The 23,182-nt window shown below is 63.3% G+C and carries 26 protein-coding genes; all 26 read right to left on the reverse strand.

Annotation, left to right across the window (positions count from 1 at the left end):
- Positions 1 to 7: 7 nt before the first annotated feature.
- Positions 8 to 784, reverse strand: coding sequence for a flagellar biosynthetic protein FliR (gene fliR / locus V6W80_RS15835; protein WP_017642082.1), 777 nt, complete (start codon positions 782 to 784; stop codon positions 8 to 10).
- A gap of 3 nt (positions 785 to 787) precedes the next feature.
- Positions 788 to 1,057, reverse strand: coding sequence for a flagellar biosynthesis protein FliQ (gene fliQ / locus V6W80_RS15840; RefSeq protein ID WP_017642081.1), 270 nt, complete (start codon positions 1,055 to 1,057; stop codon positions 788 to 790).
- 28 nt (positions 1,058 to 1,085) lie between these two features.
- A complete protein-coding gene (gene fliP, locus V6W80_RS15845; RefSeq protein WP_093254838.1) occupies positions 1,086 to 1,883 on the reverse strand; it encodes a flagellar type III secretion system pore protein FliP in 798 nt (265 codons plus the stop codon).
- On the reverse strand, positions 1,880 to 2,293 hold the full coding sequence (gene fliO / locus V6W80_RS15850; RefSeq protein WP_160923475.1) for a flagellar biosynthetic protein FliO: 414 nt from the start codon (positions 2,291 to 2,293) through the stop codon (positions 1,880 to 1,882). Before fliO ends, fliP begins: the two co-directional genes overlap by 4 nt.
- 3 nt (positions 2,294 to 2,296) lie before the next feature.
- Positions 2,297 to 2,752 carry a flagellar motor switch protein FliN gene (gene fliN / locus V6W80_RS15855; RefSeq protein WP_017642078.1) on the reverse strand — a complete coding sequence of 152 codons (456 nt, stop codon included), beginning with the start codon at positions 2,750 to 2,752 and terminating at the stop codon, positions 2,297 to 2,299.
- Positions 2,753 to 2,807: 55 nt separating this feature from the next.
- Entirely contained in the window at positions 2,808 to 3,779 is a 972-nt protein-coding gene (gene fliM / locus V6W80_RS15860) for a flagellar motor switch protein FliM (protein WP_017642077.1), read from the reverse strand.
- 8 nt (positions 3,780 to 3,787) lie between these two features.
- Positions 3,788 to 4,309, reverse strand: a complete 522-nt coding sequence (gene fliL, locus V6W80_RS15865) for a flagellar basal body-associated protein FliL (RefSeq protein ID WP_017642076.1) — start codon at positions 4,307 to 4,309, stop codon at positions 3,788 to 3,790.
- A 119-nt stretch (positions 4,310 to 4,428) separates the two neighbouring features.
- Positions 4,429 to 5,835: a flagellar hook-length control protein FliK gene (locus V6W80_RS15870; RefSeq protein WP_338544781.1), complete on the reverse strand. Its 1,407-nt coding sequence runs from the start codon at positions 5,833 to 5,835 to the stop codon at positions 4,429 to 4,431.
- A gap of 75 nt (positions 5,836 to 5,910) precedes the next feature.
- Positions 5,911 to 6,267, reverse strand: a complete 357-nt coding sequence (locus V6W80_RS15875) for an Hpt domain-containing protein (RefSeq protein ID WP_093254832.1) — start codon at positions 6,265 to 6,267, stop codon at positions 5,911 to 5,913.
- A 48-nt stretch (positions 6,268 to 6,315) separates the two neighbouring features.
- A complete protein-coding gene (fliJ, locus tag V6W80_RS15880) occupies positions 6,316 to 6,759 on the reverse strand; it encodes a flagellar export protein FliJ (protein ID WP_017642073.1) in 444 nt (147 codons plus the stop codon).
- A gap of 6 nt (positions 6,760 to 6,765) precedes the next feature.
- Positions 6,766 to 8,112: a flagellar protein export ATPase FliI gene (fliI, locus tag V6W80_RS15885; protein ID WP_160923473.1), complete on the reverse strand. Its 1,347-nt coding sequence runs from the start codon at positions 8,110 to 8,112 to the stop codon at positions 6,766 to 6,768.
- A complete protein-coding gene (gene fliH / locus V6W80_RS15890; protein ID WP_257705641.1) occupies positions 8,102 to 8,881 on the reverse strand; it encodes a flagellar assembly protein FliH in 780 nt (259 codons plus the stop codon). The genes fliI and fliH overlap by 11 nt, the downstream gene beginning before the upstream one ends.
- A 67-nt stretch (positions 8,882 to 8,948) precedes the next feature.
- Complete coding sequence (gene fliG / locus V6W80_RS15895) at positions 8,949 to 9,959, reverse strand: flagellar motor switch protein FliG (protein ID WP_017642070.1); 1,011 nt, start codon at positions 9,957 to 9,959, stop codon at positions 8,949 to 8,951.
- Positions 9,946 to 11,754 carry a flagellar basal-body MS-ring/collar protein FliF gene (gene fliF / locus V6W80_RS15900; protein WP_160923472.1) on the reverse strand — a complete coding sequence of 603 codons (1,809 nt, stop codon included), beginning with the start codon at positions 11,752 to 11,754 and terminating at the stop codon, positions 9,946 to 9,948. Before fliF ends, fliG begins: the two co-directional genes overlap by 14 nt.
- Positions 11,755 to 11,768: 14 nt before the next feature.
- Complete coding sequence (gene fliE, locus V6W80_RS15905) at positions 11,769 to 12,110, reverse strand: flagellar hook-basal body complex protein FliE (RefSeq protein ID WP_017642068.1); 342 nt, start codon at positions 12,108 to 12,110, stop codon at positions 11,769 to 11,771.
- 145 nt (positions 12,111 to 12,255) lie between these two features.
- The gene (locus V6W80_RS15910; protein WP_064308330.1) at positions 12,256 to 12,549 is read right to left on the reverse strand and encodes a ComEA family DNA-binding protein; all 294 of its coding nucleotides are present in this window, start codon (positions 12,547 to 12,549) and stop codon (positions 12,256 to 12,258) included.
- A 59-nt stretch (positions 12,550 to 12,608) separates the two neighbouring features.
- Positions 12,609 to 13,523 carry a dTDP-4-dehydrorhamnose reductase gene (rfbD, locus tag V6W80_RS15915; RefSeq protein ID WP_017642066.1) on the reverse strand — a complete coding sequence of 305 codons (915 nt, stop codon included), beginning with the start codon at positions 13,521 to 13,523 and terminating at the stop codon, positions 12,609 to 12,611.
- Positions 13,520 to 14,056 carry a dTDP-4-dehydrorhamnose 3,5-epimerase gene (gene rfbC, locus V6W80_RS15920; RefSeq protein ID WP_017642065.1) on the reverse strand — a complete coding sequence of 179 codons (537 nt, stop codon included), beginning with the start codon at positions 14,054 to 14,056 and terminating at the stop codon, positions 13,520 to 13,522. Before rfbC ends, rfbD begins: the two co-directional genes overlap by 4 nt.
- Entirely contained in the window at positions 14,056 to 14,937 is an 882-nt protein-coding gene (gene rfbA / locus V6W80_RS15925; protein ID WP_007160390.1) for a glucose-1-phosphate thymidylyltransferase RfbA, read from the reverse strand. Before rfbA ends, rfbC begins: the two co-directional genes overlap by 1 nt.
- 72 nt (positions 14,938 to 15,009) lie before the next feature.
- On the reverse strand, positions 15,010 to 16,074 hold the full coding sequence (rfbB, locus tag V6W80_RS15930) for a dTDP-glucose 4,6-dehydratase (RefSeq protein ID WP_064308332.1): 1,065 nt from the start codon (positions 16,072 to 16,074) through the stop codon (positions 15,010 to 15,012).
- Between the two features lie 221 nt (positions 16,075 to 16,295).
- On the reverse strand, positions 16,296 to 18,278 hold the full coding sequence (locus V6W80_RS15935) for a polysaccharide biosynthesis protein (protein ID WP_017642063.1): 1,983 nt from the start codon (positions 18,276 to 18,278) through the stop codon (positions 16,296 to 16,298).
- Positions 18,279 to 18,288: 10 nt separating this feature from the next.
- Positions 18,289 to 19,335 (reverse strand): MraY family glycosyltransferase, encoded by a 1,047-nt coding sequence (locus V6W80_RS15940; protein WP_430707816.1) that lies wholly within the window; start codon positions 19,333 to 19,335, stop codon positions 18,289 to 18,291.
- Positions 19,335 to 20,309 (reverse strand): NAD-dependent epimerase/dehydratase family protein, encoded by a 975-nt coding sequence (locus tag V6W80_RS15945; RefSeq protein ID WP_338544783.1) that lies wholly within the window; start codon positions 20,307 to 20,309, stop codon positions 19,335 to 19,337. Before V6W80_RS15945 ends, V6W80_RS15940 begins: the two co-directional genes overlap by 1 nt.
- 139 nt (positions 20,310 to 20,448) lie before the next feature.
- The gene (locus V6W80_RS15950) at positions 20,449 to 20,670 is read right to left on the reverse strand and encodes a hypothetical protein (protein WP_338544784.1); all 222 of its coding nucleotides are present in this window, start codon (positions 20,668 to 20,670) and stop codon (positions 20,449 to 20,451) included.
- Between the two features lie 244 nt (positions 20,671 to 20,914).
- Positions 20,915 to 21,202 (reverse strand): integration host factor subunit beta, encoded by a 288-nt coding sequence (ihfB, locus tag V6W80_RS15955; protein WP_007160396.1) that lies wholly within the window; start codon positions 21,200 to 21,202, stop codon positions 20,915 to 20,917.
- 187 nt (positions 21,203 to 21,389) lie between these two features.
- The gene (rpsA, locus tag V6W80_RS15960) at positions 21,390 to 23,069 is read right to left on the reverse strand and encodes a 30S ribosomal protein S1 (RefSeq protein WP_059315566.1); all 1,680 of its coding nucleotides are present in this window, start codon (positions 23,067 to 23,069) and stop codon (positions 21,390 to 21,392) included.
- Positions 23,070 to 23,182: the final 113 nt, after the last annotated feature.

Here is a 23,182-nt window from a genome sequence, read left to right on the forward strand (position 1 = left end):
GTATCTCCTAGCGGGCTCGGGCGAGTTCGCGCAGCCATCGCAGCGCCTCGCTGGCGAGACTTTCATAATGAGAGAGGATATCGGCGGTACCGAGCCAGACAATGACCATGCCCAGCACCACGATCAGCGGCATGCCGACGGAAAAGATGTTCAGCTGCGGTGCGGCGCGGGTCATGATGCCGAAGGCGATATTGACCACCAGCAACGCGGTGATGGCCGGCAGCACCAGCAGGACGCCGGCGCCTAGGACCCAGCCCAGTCGTCCGGCGACCTGCCAGAAGTGCTCGACACTCAGGGTATCGCCCACCGGCAGGGTGACGAAGCTTTCCGCGAGGATCTCGAACACCACCAGATGACCGTTCATGGCCAGGAACAGCAGCGTCACCAGCATGGTGAAGAACTGCCCCATGACCGGGGCCGAGGCGCCGTTGACCGGATCGATCATGGACGCGAAGCTCAGGCCCGCCTGAGTGGAAATGATCTGCCCCGCCACCACGAAGACATGGAAGAACAGCTGCAGGCTGAACCCCATCACCGCGCCGATGAGGATCTGCTCGACGATCAATGGCAGCGCCTGGGGACTGATGGCGTCCACCTGAGGCATCGGTGGCAGGGTCGGTACCAGCACCAGGCTCAAGGCCAGAGCCAGGTACATCCGCACCCGCACCGGGACCAGGGTGGTGCCGATGATCGGCATGGTCATCAATAGCGCGGCGATGCGGAACAGCGGAAACAGGAAGCTGCCGACCCAGCCGCCGATCTGCGCGTCGCTGAGGGCCAGCATGGCCTAGCCGATCAGCCGCGGGATGTTGGCGACCGAGGTCTGGATGAATTCCATCAACTGCCTGATCATCCAGGGCCCCAGGACGATCAGCGTCAACAGGGTGACGATCAGCCGTGGCAGAAAGCTCAGGGTCTGCTCGTTAATCTGGGTCGCCGCCTGGAAGACCGCCACGATCAGACCGACGATCAGACTCGGCACCACCAGCACCGTTACCAGCAGCGCGGTGAGCCAGAGACCCTGGCGGAACAGGTCGACGGCGACTTCGGGGGTCATTTCGCTTCTCCACGCAAAGGGGGCACCGCTAGACGGTGCCGAAGCTGCTGGCCAGGGTGCCCATGATCAATGCCCAGCCATCCACCAGCACGAACAGCATCAGCTTGAACGGCAGGGAGATGATCATCGGCGACAGCATCATCATGCCCATGGCCATCAGCACGCTGGCGATCACCAGATCGATGACCAGGAAGGGAATGAAGATCATGAAGCCGATCTGGAAGGCGGTCTTGAGTTCGGAGGTGACGAAGGCCGGCACCAGGATCGACAGCGGTGCCTGATCGGCGCTGGGGATGTCGGTGCGCTTGGACAGCCGCATGAACAGCTCCAGGTCCGATTGCCGGGTCTGTCCCAGCATGAAGTCCTTCATCGGCACCTGGGCCCGGGCGATGGCGTCCTGGGCACTGAGCTGCTCGTTGAGATAGGGCTGCACGGCGGTGGTGTTGATACGGTCGAACACCGGCGCCATGATGAACAGCGAGAGAAACAGCGCCATGCCCACCAGCACCTGGTTGGACGGCGTGGTCTGCAGCCCCAGCGCCTGGCGCAGGATGGCGAAGACGATGACGATGCGGGTAAAGCTGGTCATCAGCATGACGAACGCCGGGATAAAGCTCAGCGCCGTCATGATCAGCAGGATCTGCAGGCTGACCGAATACTCCTGCTGCCCCTCGCCATTGGTACTCAGGGTGATGGCGGGAATCGACAGCGGATTGGCCTGCCCGGCCTGCTGCGCCAGCGCCAGGGGCGCGAACAGCAGCACGGCCAGTCCCAGCAACCAGCCCAGGGTACGTCCCAAGCCGGCCGGTAGACGCAAAGGGGTCATGGTTTCGCCTTGGGATCGCGGCTGATGAGTTCCAGCAGGCGCTGGGCGAATTCCGGGGCCGGCGCTTCCGTCTCGCCGAGCCGCACCGGCTCGCGCAGACTGTGCAACGGCGTGATGCGCCCCCCGGCGACGCCGATCAGCAACTGCTCCTGACCGACCTGCACCAGTACCAGCCGCTCGCGCGGCCCCAGGTGCTGGGTGGAGATCACCTTGATCAGCTGCTGGCCGCGTGGCCCCTGCTGCTGTACCCGGCGCACCAGCCAGGCCAGACCGAGAATCAGCGCGATCACCAGCAGCAGGCCGAGCAGCAGCTGGCCGAGCTGGGCCCCCACATCCAGCCCCGGTGAACTGGCTTCGGCAGCACGCGCGGTCAGGGGCAGGAGACCCAGCGGCAGGAGCAGACTCTTCATGGATCACCGCAGCTTCTTGATACGTTCCGTGGGGCTGATGACGTCGGTCAGGCGGATCCCGAATTTCTCGTTCACCACCACCACCTCACCATGGGCGATCAGCGTACCATTCACCAGCACGTCCAGCGGTTCGCCAGCCAGACGGTCGAGCTCGATGACCGAGCCCTGATTGAGTTGCAGCAGGTTGCGGATGGAGATATCGGTGTGGCCGACCTCCATGGAGATGGTCACCGGGATGTCCAGGATCACATCCAGGTTGGGACCTTCCATGCCGCTCACCGCCAACCCCCCACTGCTCTGACCAAATTCTTCCACCGGCGCCTTGGGCGGCTTGGGGGTTTCGACCTGGGTACCCTGGGCCATCAGGGCATCGATGTCGTCCTGGCTGGCGTCGCCGGCCTCGACCAGGGCCGCAGCCCACTCATCCGCCAGGGCTTGTTCTTCGGGGTTGTCTGCCATCGTCTGGGTCTCGTGCTACGCCGGGCCTCGGCCCGGACAAGAAAACGGTTGTCGCTCAGCGGCCGCGGCTGACCGGTTCGAGAATCTGCAGGGCCAGGTTGCCCTTGCGTGCGCCCATCTTGACTTTGAAGGTGGGCATGCCGTTGGCTCGCATGAGCATTTCCTCCGGCATTTCTACCGGAATCACGTCGCCGGGCTGCATGTTGAGGATATCGCGGAGTTTGAGTTGGCGCCGGACAACCGTCGCCTCCAGCGGCACGCGCACATCGAGCAGGTCCTCGCGCAGGGCCTTGACCCAGCGTTCGTCCTGGTCGTCCACGTCCGACTGGAAACCGGCGTCGAGCATTTCGCGGATCGGCTCGATCATCGAATAGGGCATGGTCACGTGCAGTTCGCCGCCACCGCCATCCAGTTCGATGTTGAAGGTGCTCACCACCACCACTTCGCTGGGGCTGACGATGTTGGCCAGCGCCGGGTTGACCTCGGAGTTCATGTATTCGAACTGGCAGTCGAGCATGGCGCCCCAGGCTTCCTTGAGGTCGACGAAGCACTGGTCGAGCACCATGCGCACCACGCGCAGTTCGGTGGGGGTGAATTCCCGGCCTTCGATCTTGGCGTGGCGGCCGTCACCACCAAAGAAGTTGTCCACCAGCTTGAACACCAGCCGGGCATCGAGGATGAACAGCGCGGTGCCGCGCAGTGGCTTCATCTTGACCATGTTGAGGCTGGTGGGGACGTATAGCGAATGGATGTACTCGCCAAACTTGGTAACCTGAACCCCGCCCACGGAGACGTCCGCCGAACGCCGCAGCAGGTTGAACATGCTGACCCGGGTATAGCGGGCGAAGCGTTCGTTGATCATCTCCAGCGTCGGCATGCGTCCGCGGACGATGCGATCCTGGCTGGTGAGGTCATAGCCCTTAATGGTGCCCGGCTCGGCATCGGTCTCGGTCTCGACGATGCCATCGTCGACCCCGTGCAGCAGGGCATCGATTTCATCCTGAGAGAGCAGATCTTGCACGGCCATGGTGTTACCTATTGCAGGACGAGATTGGTGAACAATACCTGTTCGATGGCAGTCTGGCCGGTCAGTTTCTTCGCCAGCTCCTGAACCTTGCTGGTGGCCTGCTGGCGCAGCATCTCCTTGCCCACCGGGGTAAGGAGGCTGTTGAAGTCCTGGCCGGAAAACAGCATCACCAGCTGGTTGCGGACCTGCGGCAATTGCGCCTTGAGCGCATCCATCTGCCCCTGGTCGCGTCCCATCAGGGTGACCGTGACCTGCATGTAGCGCTGACGACCCTCAGCGTTGTAGTTGACCACGAAGGCTGGCACCAGCGCCTGGTAGACCGCGGCGAGATGCACCGGTGCCGCCGGCGCGGCCGGCGCCGCGTGCTCGGGTTCGGCGCTCTTCTTGCCGAGCAGGAACCAGGTCGCGCCCACCGAGGCCCCGATGACCAGCAGCAGGGCCACGACGATGATGATGATGAGTTTGAGCTTGCCCTTGCCCTTGCCTTCTGCGGCTGCACCCTCTGCCGCAGGGGCCTGCTTCTTCGCCATAAGTACTCGACCGAATCCTGTGCTGCCCATCACCCTTGCCGAGTGACGCAGCTAACCTATTGATACGAAGGGGATATAGCAGGTGCGGCCGAGGCTGTCACCTGGCAGCCGGCGGCCTGTCACGCGTAGTAGTCGACCAGACTGCGCGCCGCGAGCGTGGCCGAGCCGCGCGTTTCGGCGACGTTCGCCACCGCTTCTTCCTCGCCACCACCTGCCACACCGCCTCGACCCCGACGCGAGCCGTCGTCCCGGCCACCCTGCTGCGACTGCTGCCAGGCCTGACCGGACGACTGGTCGGAGACGTTGACGTTAGCCAGGTTCATGCCTTGCTGAGCGAAGAGTTCGCGCAGCCGCTGGCTGCCATTGTCCAGGGCCTCGCGCACGTCGGCGTGGGGGCTGGCGAAGGTGACCTGGGTCTGGTCCTGGGTCATGTCGATGCGCACCTCCAGCTTGCCCAGTTGCGCCGGTTCCATCTGGATGTCGGCGGTCTTGAGATTCTGGCTGGACATCCACATGACCTTGTCGACCACCGCCTCGCTGAAGTTGCCGGCCTGCGGACTGAGCGGCTGGCCAGGCACAGTGGCGGTGACCGGGCGAGCCGTCGCCGCGGGCGTACTGAGCGCTTGCGACAGGGAGGTGAGTTTATCGGCAAAGGCCTCGGCCTTGCTCGGTACCGCCGCGTCCTGGCCATCCCCCTGATCCAAGACCGCGACCAGCGCAGCGCTGGCCGCCTGATCCGCTGCGGGGACGGGCGTACCATCCCCTGGCAACAGCCCCTGCAGCTGCGTTGCTGCCAAGTTGTTGGCGTTGGTGGCGGCCTTGTTGGCATCACCCTGAGCCTGAGGCAGCTGACCCAGCAGTTGCGCCAAGCCGGCGTCCGGCGCCTGCTGCTCGCCGGTCTTGGTCGCGGTGGCCGTTGCGCCAGCCGCCACTCCCGTGGCGGTTCCCGGAATGGCAGAGGCCAAGGCGCCGCCCAGCACCGCTGTCGGATCAGGGGTCTCGGTAGCGGTGGCGGTGGTGGTCGCTTCGGCAGTCGTCCCGGTCGGGGCCTGGGCGGTCGCCACCGGCACGGCTACCGGCTGCGGGAGCTGACCGGTCATACCGAACATGAACAGCGGATCCAGTACCGCATCGATCGGCGCCTTGGCGTCTTCGTCCTTGGCCACCGGCAAGGCCTTGCCGCTGTCGTCGGTGGCGGCTGCCGATTGCTCGCCGCTCTTGGCGGTGCTGTCGGCCTGGGGCTTGGCGTCCGCCGTGCGGTCGTCATCAGCAGCGCGTGGCGTCCGGTCATCGGCATCCCGGGCACGCCCGGATTCGTTCTTGCGCGCCTGGCTGGGCGCCTTGCTATCGCTGGTATCGCGCGGCTTTTCGCTGCGCGCCGGCTCCCGCGGCTGCTCCTGGGCAAAGACGTCGGCGAACCGCTCCTGCGCCGCCGGGCGATCCTGGGAAGGGGTCTTGGCCGCAGCTCTGCCGGTAGCGGCTGGAGAGGTGGCGGTATTCAGAAGGAAATCGGGCACGACTGCCATGGAAAGCTCCGAACGACGGGTTTTCGGATACCTAGCAAGTTACGCGCCAGCCGCAAACGCCAGCGCTTTGACGATTCAGCCGGCGTAGCGTTGCCGCTCGACCTTGAACAGGATGCGGACAATGGCGAATTCGCGCTCCATGGCGGAGATACCCATGGCCAGCTCGGCGGTGGAGGCCCGCCGCCGAGCGCCCTCCTCCACCTCCCGACACAGCTGCGCCAGAGGCGCTGCGCCCATGTTGCCGGCACTGCCCTTGAAGCTGTGCGCCAGCTGACGAACCTGCTCGGCATCAGCACCGATCACGCTACGCTTGAGCTCGGCGATACGCTCTTCGCAGTCGAGCAGAAAGGTTTCGATGAGGTCGACGTATTCCTCCTCCATGCAGTCGCGCAGGGTGGCGAGCGTTTCCGGATCGAGGTGGGAGGAAAACATCGGCATTCTCACTGACGGGGAGACAAGGAACGAGCGTCGAGGTCGGGGCTAGATATAGGTCGAACGGGCCCGCTGGGCGTACTCGTCCATCTGTTTCTGCTCGCGCTTGTCCTCGACCAGGCGCTGCTCCTGGCGATAGCGCTCGACCAGCTTGCGCAGGCCTTCGAGACGAGCATAACGCTCCTGCCACTGGGTGCGCGCCTTGGCCACCACGTCGCGGTGCCATTGGGCGTTTCGCTCCTGCTGGCCGATCGCCTCTTCCAGCTGGCTGAGAAAGCGCTGATAGCCGATCAGCCACTGCCCGGTGACACCACGGCTGCCATTGACCACCAGCCGTTGCTGGTAATCCTCGCGATAGCGCTGCAATTCCCCCAGCTTGAACTCGGCCTGGGCCAGTTGCTGCTGGCATTGCCCCAGGCGCTGAGCGGCGTCGCGCTCGTCGCGCTCGCTCATCTCCACCACCGGCCCCAGACGTTCGGCTCTGCCTTTCATGATCTATCAGCCTCCCAATACGGCTTGGAGATTGGCGGAACTCTGCTCCAGCGATTCGCTCTCGCGCAGGCCCTGACGCAGGAACTGCTGCATGGACGCATAGCGGGCGATCGCCAGATCGGTTTCGGCATTCCCGCCGGGTACATAGGCACCGACGCTGAGCAGGTCCTTGGCCTGCTGATAGAGCGACCAGAGCTGCTTGACGCGCTGGGCGTTGCGCAGATGCTCCGGACTCACCACCTGAGGCATGACCCGGCTGATGGACGCCTCGATGTCGATCGCCGGATAGTGGCCTTCCTCGGCCAGGCGCCGCGACAGCACGAAGTGACCATCCAGCACGCCCCGCGCCGAGTCGGCGATGGGATCCTGCTGGTCGTCGCCTTCCGAGAGCACAGTATAAAACGCCGTGATCGAACCCCCACCTTTTTCTGCGTTGCCGGCCCGCTCCACCAGGCGCGGCAGCTTGGCGAAAACCGACGGAGGGTAGCCCTTGGTCGCCGGCGGCTCGCCGATGGCCAGGGCGATCTCCCGCTGCGCCTGGGCATAGCGGGTCAGGGAATCCATCAGCAGGAGCACGTTCTTGCCCTTGTCGCGGAAGTATTCGGCGATGCGGGTGCAGTACATGGCCGCGCGCAGGCGCAGCAGGGGCGCATCGTCCGCCGGCGAAGCCACGACCACGGCCCGCTTGATGCCCTCCTCGCCAAGGATGTGCTCGATGAATTCCTTCACTTCGCGACCCCGTTCGCCGATCAGCCCGACCACGATGATCTCGGCCTTGGTCAGCCGGGTCATCATGCCGAGCAGCACGCTCTTGCCCACGCCGGTACCGGCGAACAGGCCGAGACGCTGGCCGCGACCTACCGTCAACAAACCGTTGATGCTGCGGATGCCAACGTCCAGGGGCTCGCTGATGGGTTCGCGCTTGAGCGGGTTGATGGTGGGACCGTCCATGGGCACCCAGTCTTCGGCACGCATGCGGCCCTTGCCGTCCAGGGCATTGCCCAGGCCATCCAGTACGCGGCCGAGCATGGACATCCCCATGGGCAGGCGGCCGGTATCCGGCACGGGCACCACCCGGGCGCCGGGGGCGATGCCGGCCAGGCTGCCCACCGGCATGAGAAAGGTCTTGTTGCCGTTGAAGCCCATCACCTCGGCCTCGACTTCCACGGGCTGGTAGCCACCGCCATTGATCAACCGGCAACGACTGCCAACGGCGGCGCGCAGGCCTTCGGCCTCCAGGGTGAGACCGACCATGCGCAACAGGCGGCCTTCGATCACCGGCTGCTGCTCGACCCGGATGGCTTCATCGTAACCGCTGAGGCGGCGTTCGAAACTCAGACGCTCAAGACGCATGGGAGGCATCCTCGATGTCGATGTGCAGATCGGCTTCCTGGGGCTGGGTCGCCTGATGGCGCTGCTGTTCGGCCAGCTGGGTCAGGGCCTGGGTCAGACGGGTCTCGATGCTGGCATCGATGACGCTGCTCTCGGTCTCGATCCGGCAGCCGCCGGGCATCAGGGTCTCGTCTTCGAGGATGCGCCATTTTTCCTCGTGGCGATCGCGCAGGGCCTTCATCAATTCAAAGTCCTGGGGGCTGACCTGGATACGGATGTTCTCGGCCCCCATGGGCAGCAGCTTCAGCGCCGTGCGCACCACCTGAACCAATTGACTGGAGTCTAGCGTGAGTTCGCGCTGGATGACCTCGCGGGTGATGTGCCGGACCAGCTGCACCATGCCGGCTTCCAGGGCCTGGTCCTGCTCGCCGATGGGATCGAGCAGATGACTCATCAGGGTTTCCAGGCTGGCCAGCCGGGCAGCCAGCACCGCCTCGGCTTCCTGGCGCGCCCTGAGCTGGCCAGCGTGGTAGCCGTCACGCTCGCCGGTGGCGAAGCCCTCGTTGTAGGCCTCCTGACGGATCGCCTCCAGCTCTTCGAGGGTGATCGGCTGGACCTCTTCGGCCGGTACCTCTTCGATCTGGGGTTCCGGCTGGGCCTCGGGCTCGGCAGCGGTGGGCGCTGGGATCACCTCGGGCTCGTCGAAGCTGTCGAAGGCTGGCAGGCGCCAGACATCGAAGGCTTCCAGGTCCCGCGCTCTGATCAGTTCGCTTGCCGCTTCTTTGCTCATTACCTGTCCGTCAGAAAACCGCTACTGACCAGACCTTAGCAAAGCACAGGCCAATCCTTGCAAGCCGTCAGACCATTTCCTCGCCACCCTTGCCACCGAGGACGATCTCGCCGGCGTCGGCCATGCGGCGGGCCACGGCGAGCACCTCCTTCTGCGCCCCCTCCACCTCGGAGAGCCGCACAGGGCCCTTGGCCTCCAGATCGTCGCGCAGCAGTTCCGCCGCGCGCTTGGACATGTTGCGGAAGAACTTCTCCTTGATGCCGTCGTCGGCGCCCTTGAGCGCCAGCACCAGCACATCGGAAGACACCTCCCGCAAGAGCGCCTGGATGCCACGATCGTCGACGTCGGCCAGATTGTCGAAGACGAACATCAGGTCCTCAATCTGCCCCGACAGATCCTGGTCCGCGTCGCGGATCGCCTCCATCAGCGGGCCTTCGACCGAGCTGTCCAGGTAGTTCATGATGTCGGCGGCGCGTTTCACGCCGCCCAGCGCGGTACGGGTGGTGCTGGCGCTGCCGGAGAACTGCTTCTCCAGGATCAGGTTGAGTTCCTTGAGCGCCGCCGGTTGCACGGTGTTCAGCGAGGAGACGCGCAGGACGATGTCCAGGCGCACCTTGTGATCGAAGTGCCCGAGCACCTCGGCGGCCTGGTCGGGATCCAGGTAGGCCACCACGATGGCCTGGATCTGCGGGTGCTCATAGCGAATCACGTCCGCCACCGCCCGCGGCTCCATCCACTTCAGGCTGTCCAGGCCGCTGGTGTTACCGCCCAGCAGGATACGGTCGATCAAGCCACTGGCCTTGTCTTCGCCCAGGGCCTGGGTGAGCATCTTGCGGATGTAGCCGTCGGCGCCCACGCCCAGACTGGTCTGATCGCCCACCACCTCGATGAAGTCGCCCAGCACCCGCTCGACCTGCTCGCGGTTGACGTTGCGCATCTGGGCCATGGCGGTGCCGACCTTCTGCACCTCCTTGGGCCCCATGTGGCGCAGGATCTGCGCGGCATCGGCTTCGCCCAGCGACAGGAGGAAGATGGCGGCCTTCTCTACCTTGGAAAGTTGCGCTTCATTCGTCGCCATTGATCCAATCCTTCACTACCTGGGCGACACGGCCCGGATCATCGTTGACCAGCTGCTTGATGGCGGTCAGTTGAGCGTCATAGCCCTCGCTCGGGCTCGGCAGCAACAGCGGTGCCGGACCGGCCAGGCTCACCTTGTCGTCGGCCAGATCGTCCGACAGGCCATCCAGACCACCGGCACCCAGGGCACCGGCACCACCGGCAGCGGCCAGGGCGGCGGCGTCCTTGGTGTTGCCGCCGGACAGATTCTTCAGCACCGGACGCAGCACCCCAAAGACTAGCACCAGGATGAAGAGGACGCCGAGGGCCTGCTTGATCACCCCCCAGAACCAGGGCTGCTGGTAGAAGGGAATGCTCTCGATCTCTTCCTGCTGAACCGGGGCGAAGGGCGCATTGATCACGCTCACGCTGTCGCCACGGCTGGCGTCGAAGCCCACGGCATCCTGCACCAGGCGGGTGAAGCGAGCCAGGTCTTCGGGGGTCCAGGGCTGATGGCTGACCTTGCCGGCCGCATCGACCTTGACCTGATCGTCCAGCACCACCGCGACGGAAAGCCGACGCAGACGACCCTGCTGCTGGCGGGTATAGCTGATGCTGCGGTCAAGCTCGTAGTTACGGGTGTTCTGCTCACGCTTGTCGGTCGGGTACGGCAGGGTCGCCGGCAGGCTGGTCTTGCTGTCGTAGATGTACTGGTCATTGGCGTCGCGCAGCGGCTGACCCGGCGCGATGTAGTTGGCGCCGCCACCCTGGGCACCGGCCTTTTCCGGGGTCGAGGACGGACCGGGTGGCTGGTTGGACAGGGCACCGGGCACGCCCTGAGCGCCGCCGCCGGAAGTCTGACGCTGCTCGCTGTTCTGCTGCTCGCTACGCAGCGCCGGCTGATCCGGGTTGAACTGCTCGGAGGTCGACTCCACGGCATTGAAGTCCACATCGGCAGCCACTTCGGCCTTGAAGCGACCGTTGCCCACCACCGGCTGCATGATGTTCTGCACGCGCTGGGTCAGGGAGCCTTCCATCTTGCGGGTGTAGTCCAGCTGCTTGCCGGCGATCGACAGCTCGGAAAGATTCTGCTGATCGGACAGCAATTGCCCCTTCTGGTCGACGATGGTGACCTGGGACTTGTCCAGTTCCGGCACGCTGGTGGCGACCAGATTTATGATGGCCATGACCTGACCGGCATCCAGGGTACGGCCGGGATACATCTCGACCAGCACAGAAGCGCTCGGCTTGCGCTCGTCGCGAACGAACACCGAACTCTTCGGGATCGCCAGGTGTACCCGGGCGCCCTTGATGCCGTTGAGACTGGAGATGGTCCGGGCCAGTTCGCCTTCCAGGCTGCGACGATAGTTGGCCGCCTCCATGAACTGGCTGGTGCCCAGCGGCTGCTCCTTGTCCAGTAGCTCGAAGCCGACATTGCCATCGGAGGGGGTGATGCCGGCTGCGGCCATCTTCATGCGCGCGCGGCCAATGTCATCGGACTTGACCAGCAGGGCGCCGGAATTCGGATCGACCTTGTAGCCGATGTCGGCCGCGCCCAGGGCCTGCAGCACCTGATTGGCGTCGAGACCATTCATGCTGGTGTACAGCGGCCGATAATCCGGCTGCTGGGTCCAGAGCACCACGGCGAAACCCAGGGCAACGCTGGCGGCCAGGCCGATCAGCAGCCCCATCTGCCGCAGCAGCGGCATGTCGGACAGGTTGTCGAGAAAGCTGAGACCCAGCAGCGACTTCTTGGGCTTGTCTTCAGCCTCGGGCTTGGTCGTGGGGACGGGGGCGTTGGTAAGAGCGTCAGCCATTTTCTAGACCGTCCTTAAATCGACATTTGCATGATGTCTTGGTACGCCTGCACGAACTTGTTGCGTACCTGGGTCAAGGCCTGCACGGAAACGCTGGCCTTCTGCGAAGCGATCATGACTTGAGTGAGGTCGACGCCACCCTGACCCAGCTCGAAGGCCTTGGCCATCTCGCCGGCGGTCTGCTGGGTCTCGTTGACGGAGCCCACGGCCTTGCTGAGCATGTCGGCGAAGCTCGGACCCTGGACCTGCTCTGCGCCGGCAGCAGGCGCTGCGACGGCTTTCGACCGGGCCATGGCTTCGGTCTGCATGGAGCGCATTTCCAGCATCAACCGATTGAACTCGACACCTTGAACCATTTTGCTCTGCTCCTCTGGCACGGGAAATTGACGCCGTACCCACTCGTGTCAGAGATAGAGCAATGCCTGTGCCAGATCCTAAAAATCCAGCTAAAACAATGGCTTGGTAAAAAGGTGCCGAGAACCGGTTAAAGTTTGCCGAAAATCAGTCGACGCTGAGGAGTTCGCGGTTACGCTGCAGCAGGGCCTTGCCGATGCCCTTGACCTCGAGCAGCTCGTCCACCGAGGCAAAGGCGCCATGGGCTTGGCGATGGTCGACGATGGCCTGTGCCTTGACCGCCCCGATACCCCGCAGCCGTTGCAGCGCGGTGGCGTCGGCGACATTGATGTTCAGCGGCGCCGGGTCGGCAGGTTTGGTCGCGGCAATCGCGCTGGGCTCGCAAGCACCCGCCCAGGGACTGAGCAGGGCCAGCAACGTCACTATCCAGATGAATCTCATAGAGGAACCTCCTTGTTCCGCTGTTTGATTCGAGGAGCTTAACGCAAAGGATCAGGCGGTCAACTCACCAGCGACCCTGCCTGGGCGCGCTCGGTCCTGAGCGCCAGCAGGGTCTGGCGCACACCCTGGCGCCAGTCGCTGGGCGGGATAGCGAAATGCTGCTCCAGGGCGCTGGAATCCAGCATGGAATAGGCTGGGCGCTTGGCCAGGGTGGGAAACTCGGAGGTGGCGATGCCAGTGATCAGCGGCGCGCGCTCCAGCATGCCCAGCTCCTGGCCGGCATCGATGATGTAGCGCGCGAAGTCGCACCAGCTCAGGCCGCTGTCGCCACCGAAGTGATAGAGCCCGTAGGCCACCTGCTCGGGCTGAGCCTTAGCCTGGACGGCGATCTGCAACAGGGCGTCGGCGATATGGCCAGCATAGGTCGGGCAACCCACCTGATCGCTGACCACGCGCAATTCGTCGCGATCGGCGGCAAGTCGCAGCATGGTCTTGAGAAAGTTATTGCAGTGTTCGCTGAATACCCAGGCTGTTCTCAGCACCACCGAGCGCGGGCAAGCGGAGAACACCCGATTCTCCCCTTCCAGCTTGGTCATGCCGTAGACCCCGGAGGGGCTGACTGGATCCTCGACCTGGTAGGGCTCGGTCGCCGTACCGTCGAAGACATAGTCGGTGGACAGATGCAGCAGCGCGATACCGGCAGCGCCGCAGGCCTGGGCCAGAACTGCGGGACCTTCGATATTGCCACGGGCGGCGATCTCCGGCTCCTGCTCGGCCTTGTCGACCGCCGTGTAGGCGGCCGCATTGATCACGACGTCCGGCGCGAATCGCTCGAGATGGCTGGTTACCGAGCCTTCGTCAGCGATATCCAGAGTGGCACGTCCATGGGCCTCCCATGCCAGTTCTGAACGCTGAAGCCGGTCGGTCAGACAACGTCCGACCTGACCGTTCGCGCCGGTAACCAGTATCTTCATCTATACAGCTCCGCCAATCGAAGACCTTGTGCATCTTTGGCGGACAGGATGGGATCCGTTACCCGCCAGTCGATATTCAGATCCGGATCATTCCAGATCAAAGACCCTTCATCAGAGGGATCGTAATAATCTGTGCACTTGTATTCAAAATCAGCGGTTTCTGACAGCACCACGAAGCCGTGGGCGAGGCCCGGCGGTATCCACAGCTGGCGCTTGTTGTCTTCCGAGAGGATCTCGGCGACCACGTTGCCGAAGGTCGGCGAACCGCGACGGATGTCGACGGCCACGTCCAGCACCTCGCCGCGCACGACGCGTACCAGCTTGCCTTGCGGCTTGCTGCGCTGGAAATGCAGACCACGCAGCACGTTCCGGGCGGAACGCGAATGGTTGTCCTGGACGAAGGCCAGGGTGATCCCCGCCTGCTGGGCATAGCGCTCCGCCTGGAAGGACTCCAGGAAGAAGCCGCGGTCGTCACCGAAGACCTTGGGTTCGATCAGCTTGACGTCCGGGATCGCGGTGTCGAAGACCTGCATCAGTCCTGCTCCTTGCACAAACGGGCCAGGTACTGGCCGTAGCCGGTCTTGCTCAGGGCTTCGGCCTGCAATGCCATCTGCTCGCAGGTGATCCAGCCTTTCTGGAAGGCGATCTCTTCGAGGCAGGCGACCTTCAGGCCCTGGCGTTTCTCGATGGTCTGAACGAAGTGGCCGGCTTCCAGCAGGGCATCGTGGGTACCGGTATCCAGCCAGGCGAAACCACGACCCAGCAGGGAAACGTTCAGCGAGCCACGGCGCAGGTACTCGTTGTTGACGTCGGTGATTTCCAGCTCGCCGCGGGGCGACGGCTTGATGTTGGCAGCGATGTCCAGCACGTCGTTGTCGTAGAAATACAGACCGGTGACGGCGTAGTTGGATTTCGGCTTCTTGGGCTTCTCTTCGATGCTCAGGGCCTTGCCCTGCTCGTCGAACTCGACCACACCGAAGCGCTCGGGGTCGGCCACGTAGTAGCCGAAGACGGTGGCGCCCTTCTCCACGCTCGCCGCCTTGAGCAGCGTCTCGCTGAAACGCTGGCCGTAGAAGATGTTGTCGCCCAGGACCAGACAGACGTTGTCATCGCCGACGAATTCGCGACCGATGATGAAGGCCTGAGCCAGGCCGTCCGGACTGGGCTGCTCGGCATAGCTCAGCTGCATGCCAAAGTGGCTGCCGTCACCGAGCATGCGCTGGAAGCCGGGCAGGTCGGCCGGCGTCGAGATGATCAGGACTTCCTGAATACCGGCCAGCATCAGCACGGACAGCGGATAGTAGATCATGGGCTTGTCGTAGATCGGCAGCGACTGCTTGGACACGCCCAGGGTAATGGGGTGCAAACGGGTACCGGAGCCACCGGCCAGCAGAATTCCCTTGTATTTGCTCATGGCAATCGTCCTCTGAAAATTGACTGTTGCTGTCGGTCGGGCACGCCTGCAGGCGTGCCCGCGATAGGATCGTTAAACGGCGTCGCCGAGACGTTCGAGGCGATAGGCGCCGGACAGTACCCGCTGCCACCACTCACGATTGTTCAGGTACCAGGTTACGGTCTTGCGCATGCCGGTCTCGAAGGTCTCTTCCGGCGTCCAGCCCAATTCGCGACCGATCTTGCTGGCGTCGATGGCGTATCTCATGTCGTGACCGGGACGGTCCTTGACGAAGGTGATCAGGTCGCGATAGCGCTCGACGCCTTCGGGCTTCTGCGGAGCCAGCTCTTCGAGCAGGTCGCAGATGGTCTCGACGACCTGCAGGTTGCGCTTCTCGTTGTGACCGCCAATGTTGTAGGTCTCGCCGATCTCGCCCTGAGTCACCACGGTGTAAAGGGCGCGAGCATGGTCTTCGACGAACAGCCAGTCACGCACCTGGGAGCCGTCGCCATAGACCGGCAGCGGCTTGCCGTGGATGGCATTGAGGATGACGTGGGGAATCAGCTTCTCGGGGAAGTGATAGGGGCCGTAGTTGTTCGAGCAGTTGGTCACCAGCACCGGCAGACCGTAGGTCCGGCCCCAGGCACGCACCAAGTGGTCGCTGCCGGCCTTGCTGGCCGAATAGGGCGAACTCGGCGCATAGGGGGTGGTCTCGGTGAAGAGGTCATCGGTACCGTGCAGGTCGCCGTAGACCTCGTCGGTGGAGATGTGGTGGAAACGGAAGGCAGCCTTGGCTTCCGGCGCCAACTCGTTCCAGTAGGCGCGGGTCACTTCCAGGATGACACCGGTGCCGACCACGTTGGTCTGGATGAAGGCGGCAGGGCCCTCGATGGAGCGGTCCACATGGGACTCGGCAGCCAGGTGCATGACGACATCGGGCTGGAAGGACGCGAAGACCTGCTGCAGGGCGGCGAAGTCGCAGATGTCCACCTGGTGGAACTCGTAGCGGTCGGAGTCGGCGACTTCGGCCAGGGAGTCCACGTTACCGGCGTACGTCAGCTTGTCGACGTTGGCAACCTTGCATTGGGTTTCGTTGATAAGAAAACGTACCACGGCGGAACCAATGAAACCCGCGCCACCTGTTACCAGTACCTTCATCCTGAATCCTGCCTATATCGATTTGTACATCATCGCGCCCGTCGCTGCGGACGAGACATCGGAGGACGGCGCAGCCATCCCTGGCTCGGGTCACAGCCACAGCCATGCACCCAAAGACCTGAGTTAAACAGTGGCAGGAAAAGAAAGTTCAGCCTAGCGGTGGGAGGCTGCCGCTTCTGTGCTCGGCTTCAAATCCAGGCCAAGGGAAAGCGTGGACGGGATCACTCGATGGATCTCTTACCGTGCAGCCAGTCGACGATGTCGCCCTCTGGCGAATAGCCGGCAACGGTGTCGCGCAGCAGCTGCCGGACGCGAAGGTAATCACCCGCCTCGATCGCGCGATTGAGCTCGACGAGGGCGGTGCGGAAGGCATCCCAGGCCAGGAAATCTTCACTGGCGCGCATGATCTTCGGATGGGAGGTCGGACTGACATCGTCACCGATGAGCAACTCTTCATAGAGCTTTTCACCGGGTCGCAGCCCGGTGAACTCGATGGCGACATCACCATGGGGATTGGTGGGCGAGCGTACGCTCAGGCCCGACAGCTTGATCATCTGCTCGGCCAGCTCGACGATGCGCACCGGCTCGCCCATGTCGAGCACGAAGACATCTCCCCCCTCGCCCATGGCGCCCGCCTGGATGACCAGTTGGGCGGCCTCGGTGATGGTCATGAAGAAGCGCGTGATCTTGGGATGGGTGACAGTGACCGGCCCGCCCTTGCGGATCTGGGTCCGGAACAGCGGGATGACCGAACCGGACGAACCTAGCACGTTGCCGAATCTCACCATGGTGAAGCGGGTGCGATTGACCTGGTGGATGCCGTCGGCCTGACCATGCAGCACAGGCGCCGCTTCACGGCTGAGCGCCTGCAGGATCATCTCGGCCAAGCGCTTGGTACTGCCCATGATGTTAGTAGGCCGTACCGCCTTGTCGGTGGAGATCAGCACGAAGCTGGTCACACCGGCCTGGATGGCCGCCTGGGCGGCATTGAGGGTACCCAGCACGTTGTTGCCGAAACCCTCGGCGATGTTGTGCTCGACCATGGGCACGTGCTTGTAGGCGGCCGCGTGGTAAAGCGTGGCGACCTTCCAGTGTCGCATCACCTGCAGGAGCAGCGGCGCGTTGCGGATGGAACCCAGCACCGGCACCAGGGTGACCGGCAGGGCTTCGCGCTGGATATAGGCCTCCAGCTCGCGGTGGATGCTGTAGAGATTAAATTCGGCATGGTCGAGCAGGATCAGGGTGCGCGGCTTCTGGCCGATGATCTGCCGGCACAGCTCGGAGCCGATGGAGCCCCCTGCTCCTGTCACCATGACCACCTGACCGGTGATGCAGCGCGCGAAGAGTTCGGGCCGGGGGGTAACGGGATCCCGACCCAGCAAATCGGCGATGTCGACCTCCTGGAGATCGTCTACCTGCACCTTGCCGCAGGCCAGGTCGCTGATCCGCGGCACGGTTCTGACGTGCAGCGGATAGGGTTCCAGCAGCCCAAGCACTTCGCGCCGGCGTGCACGCGTAGCGGACGGTATCGCCAAGAGGATCTCCTCGGCGCCCGTCTCGTCGATCATCTGCTGGATGTGTTTGGGAGTGTAGACCTTGAGCCCGGCGATGATGCGATTGGCGATGCTCTTGTCATCGTCGATGAAAGCTACCGGACGCATGGCCCGGCCCATGCGCAGCGCCGCGACCAGTTGGTTGCCCGCCGAGCCGGCGCCGTAGATGGCGACACGGGGCAACTCGTCCGGCTGCTTGATGAAGGGCACAGTGATAGCGCGATACCAGTCGCCTAGGAAATACTGGCGCAGCGCGAGACGCAGGCCGCCGATCAGGATCAGGCTGACGATCCAGTAGTTGAAGATCATCGAACGCGGGACGATCTCGGGTAGATCGCGATACCAGTAAATGACTACCGATAGCAGCAGCGTCGACAACGTCACCGCCTTGGCGATGGCGATCAGAGCGTCGTTGCCTAGGTAGCGCATGACCGCGCGGTACATGCCGAAGCGGATGAACAGGGGAATGGCGATGGCCGGCGCAGTGATGAACAGCCAGGCATGCCCGCTGAAGGGCTCGATCATCTGCACGGAACCCAGGCGCAGATAGAAGGCCAACCAGAGCGAGAGCCAGATCAGCAACAGGTCGACCGCGACCTGAATGACTCGTTTTGTACGCCGGTTCAGCTTGACCAGATGGTCACGCAACATGTCAGTGTCCCTAATCCCTGAATCCGGTGGACTGCGCAGCCATGGCTACCTCATCGGTCCCAGCATGGTATCGAAGGGCCAGGCAAAGCAAAGGCCCATAGGCAAGCAAGAGCCCCAGTATGGCACTTAAAAGCCCCAGCCCCACCAGCAAAGCGATAGGCAGCAACCAGAACAGGTTGATGGCGAGCACCGCCAGGGTCACCGGGCGATGGGCCCCGTGCCGGCGCGACGCCCACTGGTAGGCGTGGGTGCGGTGGGCTTCGTAGGGCTTCTTGCCCCGGCTCAGCCGCCGCAACAGGGTCCAGGTCGCATCCACCACGAAGACGCCGAGCAGGATCAGCCAAGCCCAGAACAGCGCCAGGTCGGCCAGTGCCGCCTGCAACGACAGCATGCCGAGGATCAGACCGAGAAAACCACTGCCGACATCGCCCATGAAGATGCGCGCGGGCGGAAAATTCCAGCATAGGAAGCCACCCACGGCCGCCGCCAGCAGCAGCGGTGCGCCCAGCAAGGCGCCATGGCCGGTCACGGCATAGATCAGCGCCATGCCCAGACAGACGACGAGCGCCTCGACGCCGGCGATACCATCGATGCCGTCCATGAAGTTGTAGAGATTCAGCATCCAGACCAGATAGAGGACGCCAAGGGTCATCACCAGCCAGCCGGGCAGCCCCAGAACAGCAGACAGCTGCGCAGGAAGCGCGCCATAGCCGCCCAGCCACAGCAGGACAGCGACCGCCGCCAGGAAGTGACCCAGCAGACGCCAGCCGGCGCCCACGTGCCGATGATCGTCGACGAAGCCAAGCACCGCCACCAGCAGCCCCGCTCCTATCAGGACGCCACAGGAAGCCGGATCAAGCTGCCCCAGCAGCCGCAGCACCACACAGCCGAGCACGAACACCACGACGATCGCCAGGCCGCCGCCTCGAGGTGTCGCCACCTGGTGCGAACTGCGCGCGTTGGGTTCGTCGAGCAGGCCTCCGGACAAGGCATAGCGGCGCAGCACCGCCGTGCCGAGCCAGCTGCAGCCGCCGGCCAGGAGCAACAGGAGCAGCATCATTTCCGGCCCTCCGCACCGGCCCGTTGCGCGCCCAGCGCACGCAAGGCGGCGCGTGCCGACAGCGGGGGCCGCCAGCCCAGCAAGGTCTTGGTGGGCTGGATGTCGACCTGCAGCGACCCACAGAGACGCTGCGCCACCTCACCCCGCCCCAGCAACCGGGCGCCCCATTCGAGCCAGGCGGGCGGAATGGCGATCAGCCGGGGTTTCCGGCCCAGGCCTTCACCGAGGGCTTCGAGCAACTCGGCGGTGGAAAGATCGTCATCGTCGCTGACCAGCAGGATGGCACCTGCTGCCTTGGGCTCCGCAATGCACAGGATCAACAGATCGAGCAGATTCTCCAGCGCGAGCAGACTGCGCCTGTTGTGCCGAACGCCCCCCAGGGGCAGCGGTACGCCCTGCGCCAGGGTGTCCAGCAGACGGGCCACATTGGCCTTTACCCCAGGCCCGTAGATCAACGGTGGACGCACGATGACCACTTCCAGCCCGGTCTCGGCCATCAGCGCCAACAGCTGCTGTTCGGCAGCGGCCTTGGAACGCGAGTAGGCATCGGTGGGTGCGGGAAGATCGTCAGCGCGAAAGGGCTTGCCGGGAAGGGTCCAGTCGCCGTTGACCTTGATGCTGCTGACAAAGATGAAGCGACGGACGCCGGCAGCCTGGGCATCCCGGGCCAACTTGAGAGTTGCCGCCCGATTCACCTCGTCGTAGCGCGCCTCGCTGGCTGCACCGGGCTGCTCGCCCAATTGGTGGACGCGGGCGGCGAGGTGGATGACGGTATCCACCCCTGTCAGAGGCGCGGACCAATCGGTAGCGGCGGACAACTCGCGAATCACCGGAGTGACCTTGCCGTCGTCGGAGGCAGCTGCCACCTGACGTTGCGCCGCGACTACCGAATAGCCCTTGGCCTGTAGTTGCCGGACCAGGGCCGCGCCGACGAAGCCCCCCGCCCCTGTCACCAGAATCTTGCGTTCCATCAAGGTGTTGCGCCGTGCAGTCAGCCAGGAAAGGGCGCTTATGGTAAGACATTGCCCCGCAGGGGCCTAGCGACGCAAAACACAGGCATAAAAAAGCCCACCGAACCTGAGCGCGGCGGGCCGAAAAAACTTAAGAACCTTAGAAGGTCTTGGCGGAAGTCTGGACTTCAACGGCCTGGAAGCGCGCGGCCGGCTGGGCGACGTAGTGGCGCGAGAAACTCTCGACGCGCTGAGCGGGCTGCAGGAACAGCGCAACCATCCAGCTACCGGCCAGAGCGGCTACTGCCACGAAAGGGTGACCGAAGTGCATGCTGGTGAAGCAGGCGGCGATACCGATCCAGATGAAAAGATAGTGGCGCATGACAACTTCCTCACTCGGCGTGGACTACGAGGTCACCCAAGACCTTATGTGAAGGAAGTCTCATACAAAAATCGGAACCCGTCTACAAAAATATCAAAACGCCTTGACTTTTTTTGTAAACGTCAAAATACCGATAAAGACCTTATCGATAACGCTTTTTTGACAGCTTTGAGGAAAGCAAAAAAGACAGGAAAATCAACACATTGGCGAGAGACGACGAAAAGGCGGGAAACCAGCGACGGCTTTATGGCTCCAGCTCGTTGACCCTGTCCCTCAACTCCTTACCCGGCTTGAAGTGCGGAACGAACTTGCCGTCCAGCAAGACCGACTCGCCAGTCTTGGGATTGCGCCCGGTACGCGGAGCCCGATAGTGCAGAGAGAAGCTGCCGAAACCTCGGATCTCGATACGGTCCCCAGTGGAAAGCGCCTGGGCCATCTGCTCCAGCATGGTCTTGATCGCCAGCTCGACGTCCCTGGACGAAAGCTGCCCCTGATAGGAAACGATGCGCTCGATCAACTCCGACTTGGTCATGGATTTTTCCTTCGTTATCAAGCGGCTAGATCACCTTCAAGGACTTTTAGCACGCTGGCCGATTTTTGAAAAGTCAAGCTGGCGGCTTTGGCCTCCACAACTTTTTACGGGTCGTGACCACCCTACCCGCTTTCTTCCAGACAAAAAAAAGCGACCCCGAAGGGTCGCCTTTTACTCAAGCTCGAACTTAGTTCTGGCTTTCCATCTGCGCCTTGATCAGGTCGCCGATGGTGGTGGGGCCAGCAGCAGGCTCTTGCTTGCTACGCAGGGAGCTCATGGCTTCCTTCTCGTCGTCGACGTCCTTGGACTTGACGGAGAGGCTGATCACGCGGCTCTTGCGATCGATGCTGATGATCTTGGCTTCGACTTCGTCGCCTTCCTTCAGCACGTTACGGGCGTCTTCGACGCGATCACGGCTGATTTCGGACGCCTTCAGGACGCCTTCGATCTCGTTGCCCAGGGTAATGACAGCGCCCTTGGCATCGACTTCCTTGACGGTACCGCGCACGATGGTGCCTTTCTCGTTCAGGGAAGCGTAGTTGGAGAACGGATCGTCCTCCAGCTGCTTGATGCCCAGGGAGATGCGCTCGCGCTCCGGATCAACGGACAGGATCACAGTGTCCAGCTCGTCACCCTTCTTGAAGCGACGCACGGCTTCTTCGCCGGTTTCGTTCCAGGAGATGTCGGACAGGTGTACCAGGCCATCGATGCCGCCTTCCAGACCAATGAAGATACCGAAATCGGTGATCGACTTGATGGTGCCGGAGATGCGGTCGCCCTTGTTGAACTGACCCGAGAACTCTTCCCACGGGTTAGCGCGGCATTGCTTGATGCCCAGGGAGATACGACGACGCTCTTCGTCGATATCCAGAACCATGACTTCCACTTCGTCGCCGACCTGAACGACCTTGGACGGGTGGATGTTCTTGTTGGTCCAATCCATTTCGGACACGTGCACCAGGCCTTCCACGCCCTCTTCCAGCTCGGCGAAGCAGCCGTAGTCGGTGAGGTTGGTGACGCGCGCCTGAACGCGGGTGCCTTCCGGGTAACGGGCCTTGATGGCGACCCACGGATCTTCGCCCAGCTGCTTCAGACCCAGGGAGACGCGGTTGCGCTCGCGGTCGAACTTCAGCACCTTGACGTCGATCTCGTCGCCGACGTTGACAATTTCCGACGGATGCTTGATGCGCTTCCAGGCCATGTCGGTGATGTGCAGCAGGCCGTCTACGCCGCCCAGGTCGACGAACGCACCGTAGTCGGTGAGGTTCTTGACGATACCCTTGACTTGCTGGCCTTCCTGCAGGGATTCCAGCAGAGCTTCACGCTCGGCGCTGTTCTCGGCTTCCAGGACGCTACGACGGGAAACGACAACGTTGTTGCGCTTCTGGTCCAGCTTGATGACCTTGAACTCGAGTTCCTTGCCTTCCAGGTGAGTGGTGTCACGCACCGGACGGACATCGACCAGGGAGCCCGGCAGGAACGCGCGGATGCCGCTGACGTCGACGGTGAAACCGCCCTTGACCTTGCCGTTGATGACACCCTTGACCACTTCGTCGGCGCTGAACGCGGCTTCCAGGACCAGCCAGGACTCGGCGCGCTTGGCCTTTTCGCGAGACACTTTGGTTTCGCCGAAACCGTCTTCGACGGCATCCAGGGCTACGTGGACTTCGTCACCCACGTTGATGGTCAGCTCGCCTTGTTCGTTGTAGAACTGCTCGAGCGGAACCAGGCCTTCGGATTTCAGGCCGGTATCGACCACAACCCAGTCGCCATCGATCGACACCACGGTGCCGACGATGATGGCGCCCGGCTGCATGTCGAGGGATTTCAGACTTTCTTCAAAGAGTTCTGCGAAGCTTTCGCTCATGTTCATACCTGTTGTATGGATACCCGATGTATCCGGCTACCGCATGACCAGCCCATGCGGGGTGAGTGGTTACCATCCGGCTGCCGGGATGCGACTGGTTCCCGGCAGCTTTC

Source organism: Pseudomonas benzopyrenica (assembly GCF_036884265.1).
Classification (GTDB): Bacteria; Pseudomonadota; Gammaproteobacteria; order Pseudomonadales; family Pseudomonadaceae; genus Chryseomonas; species Chryseomonas benzopyrenica.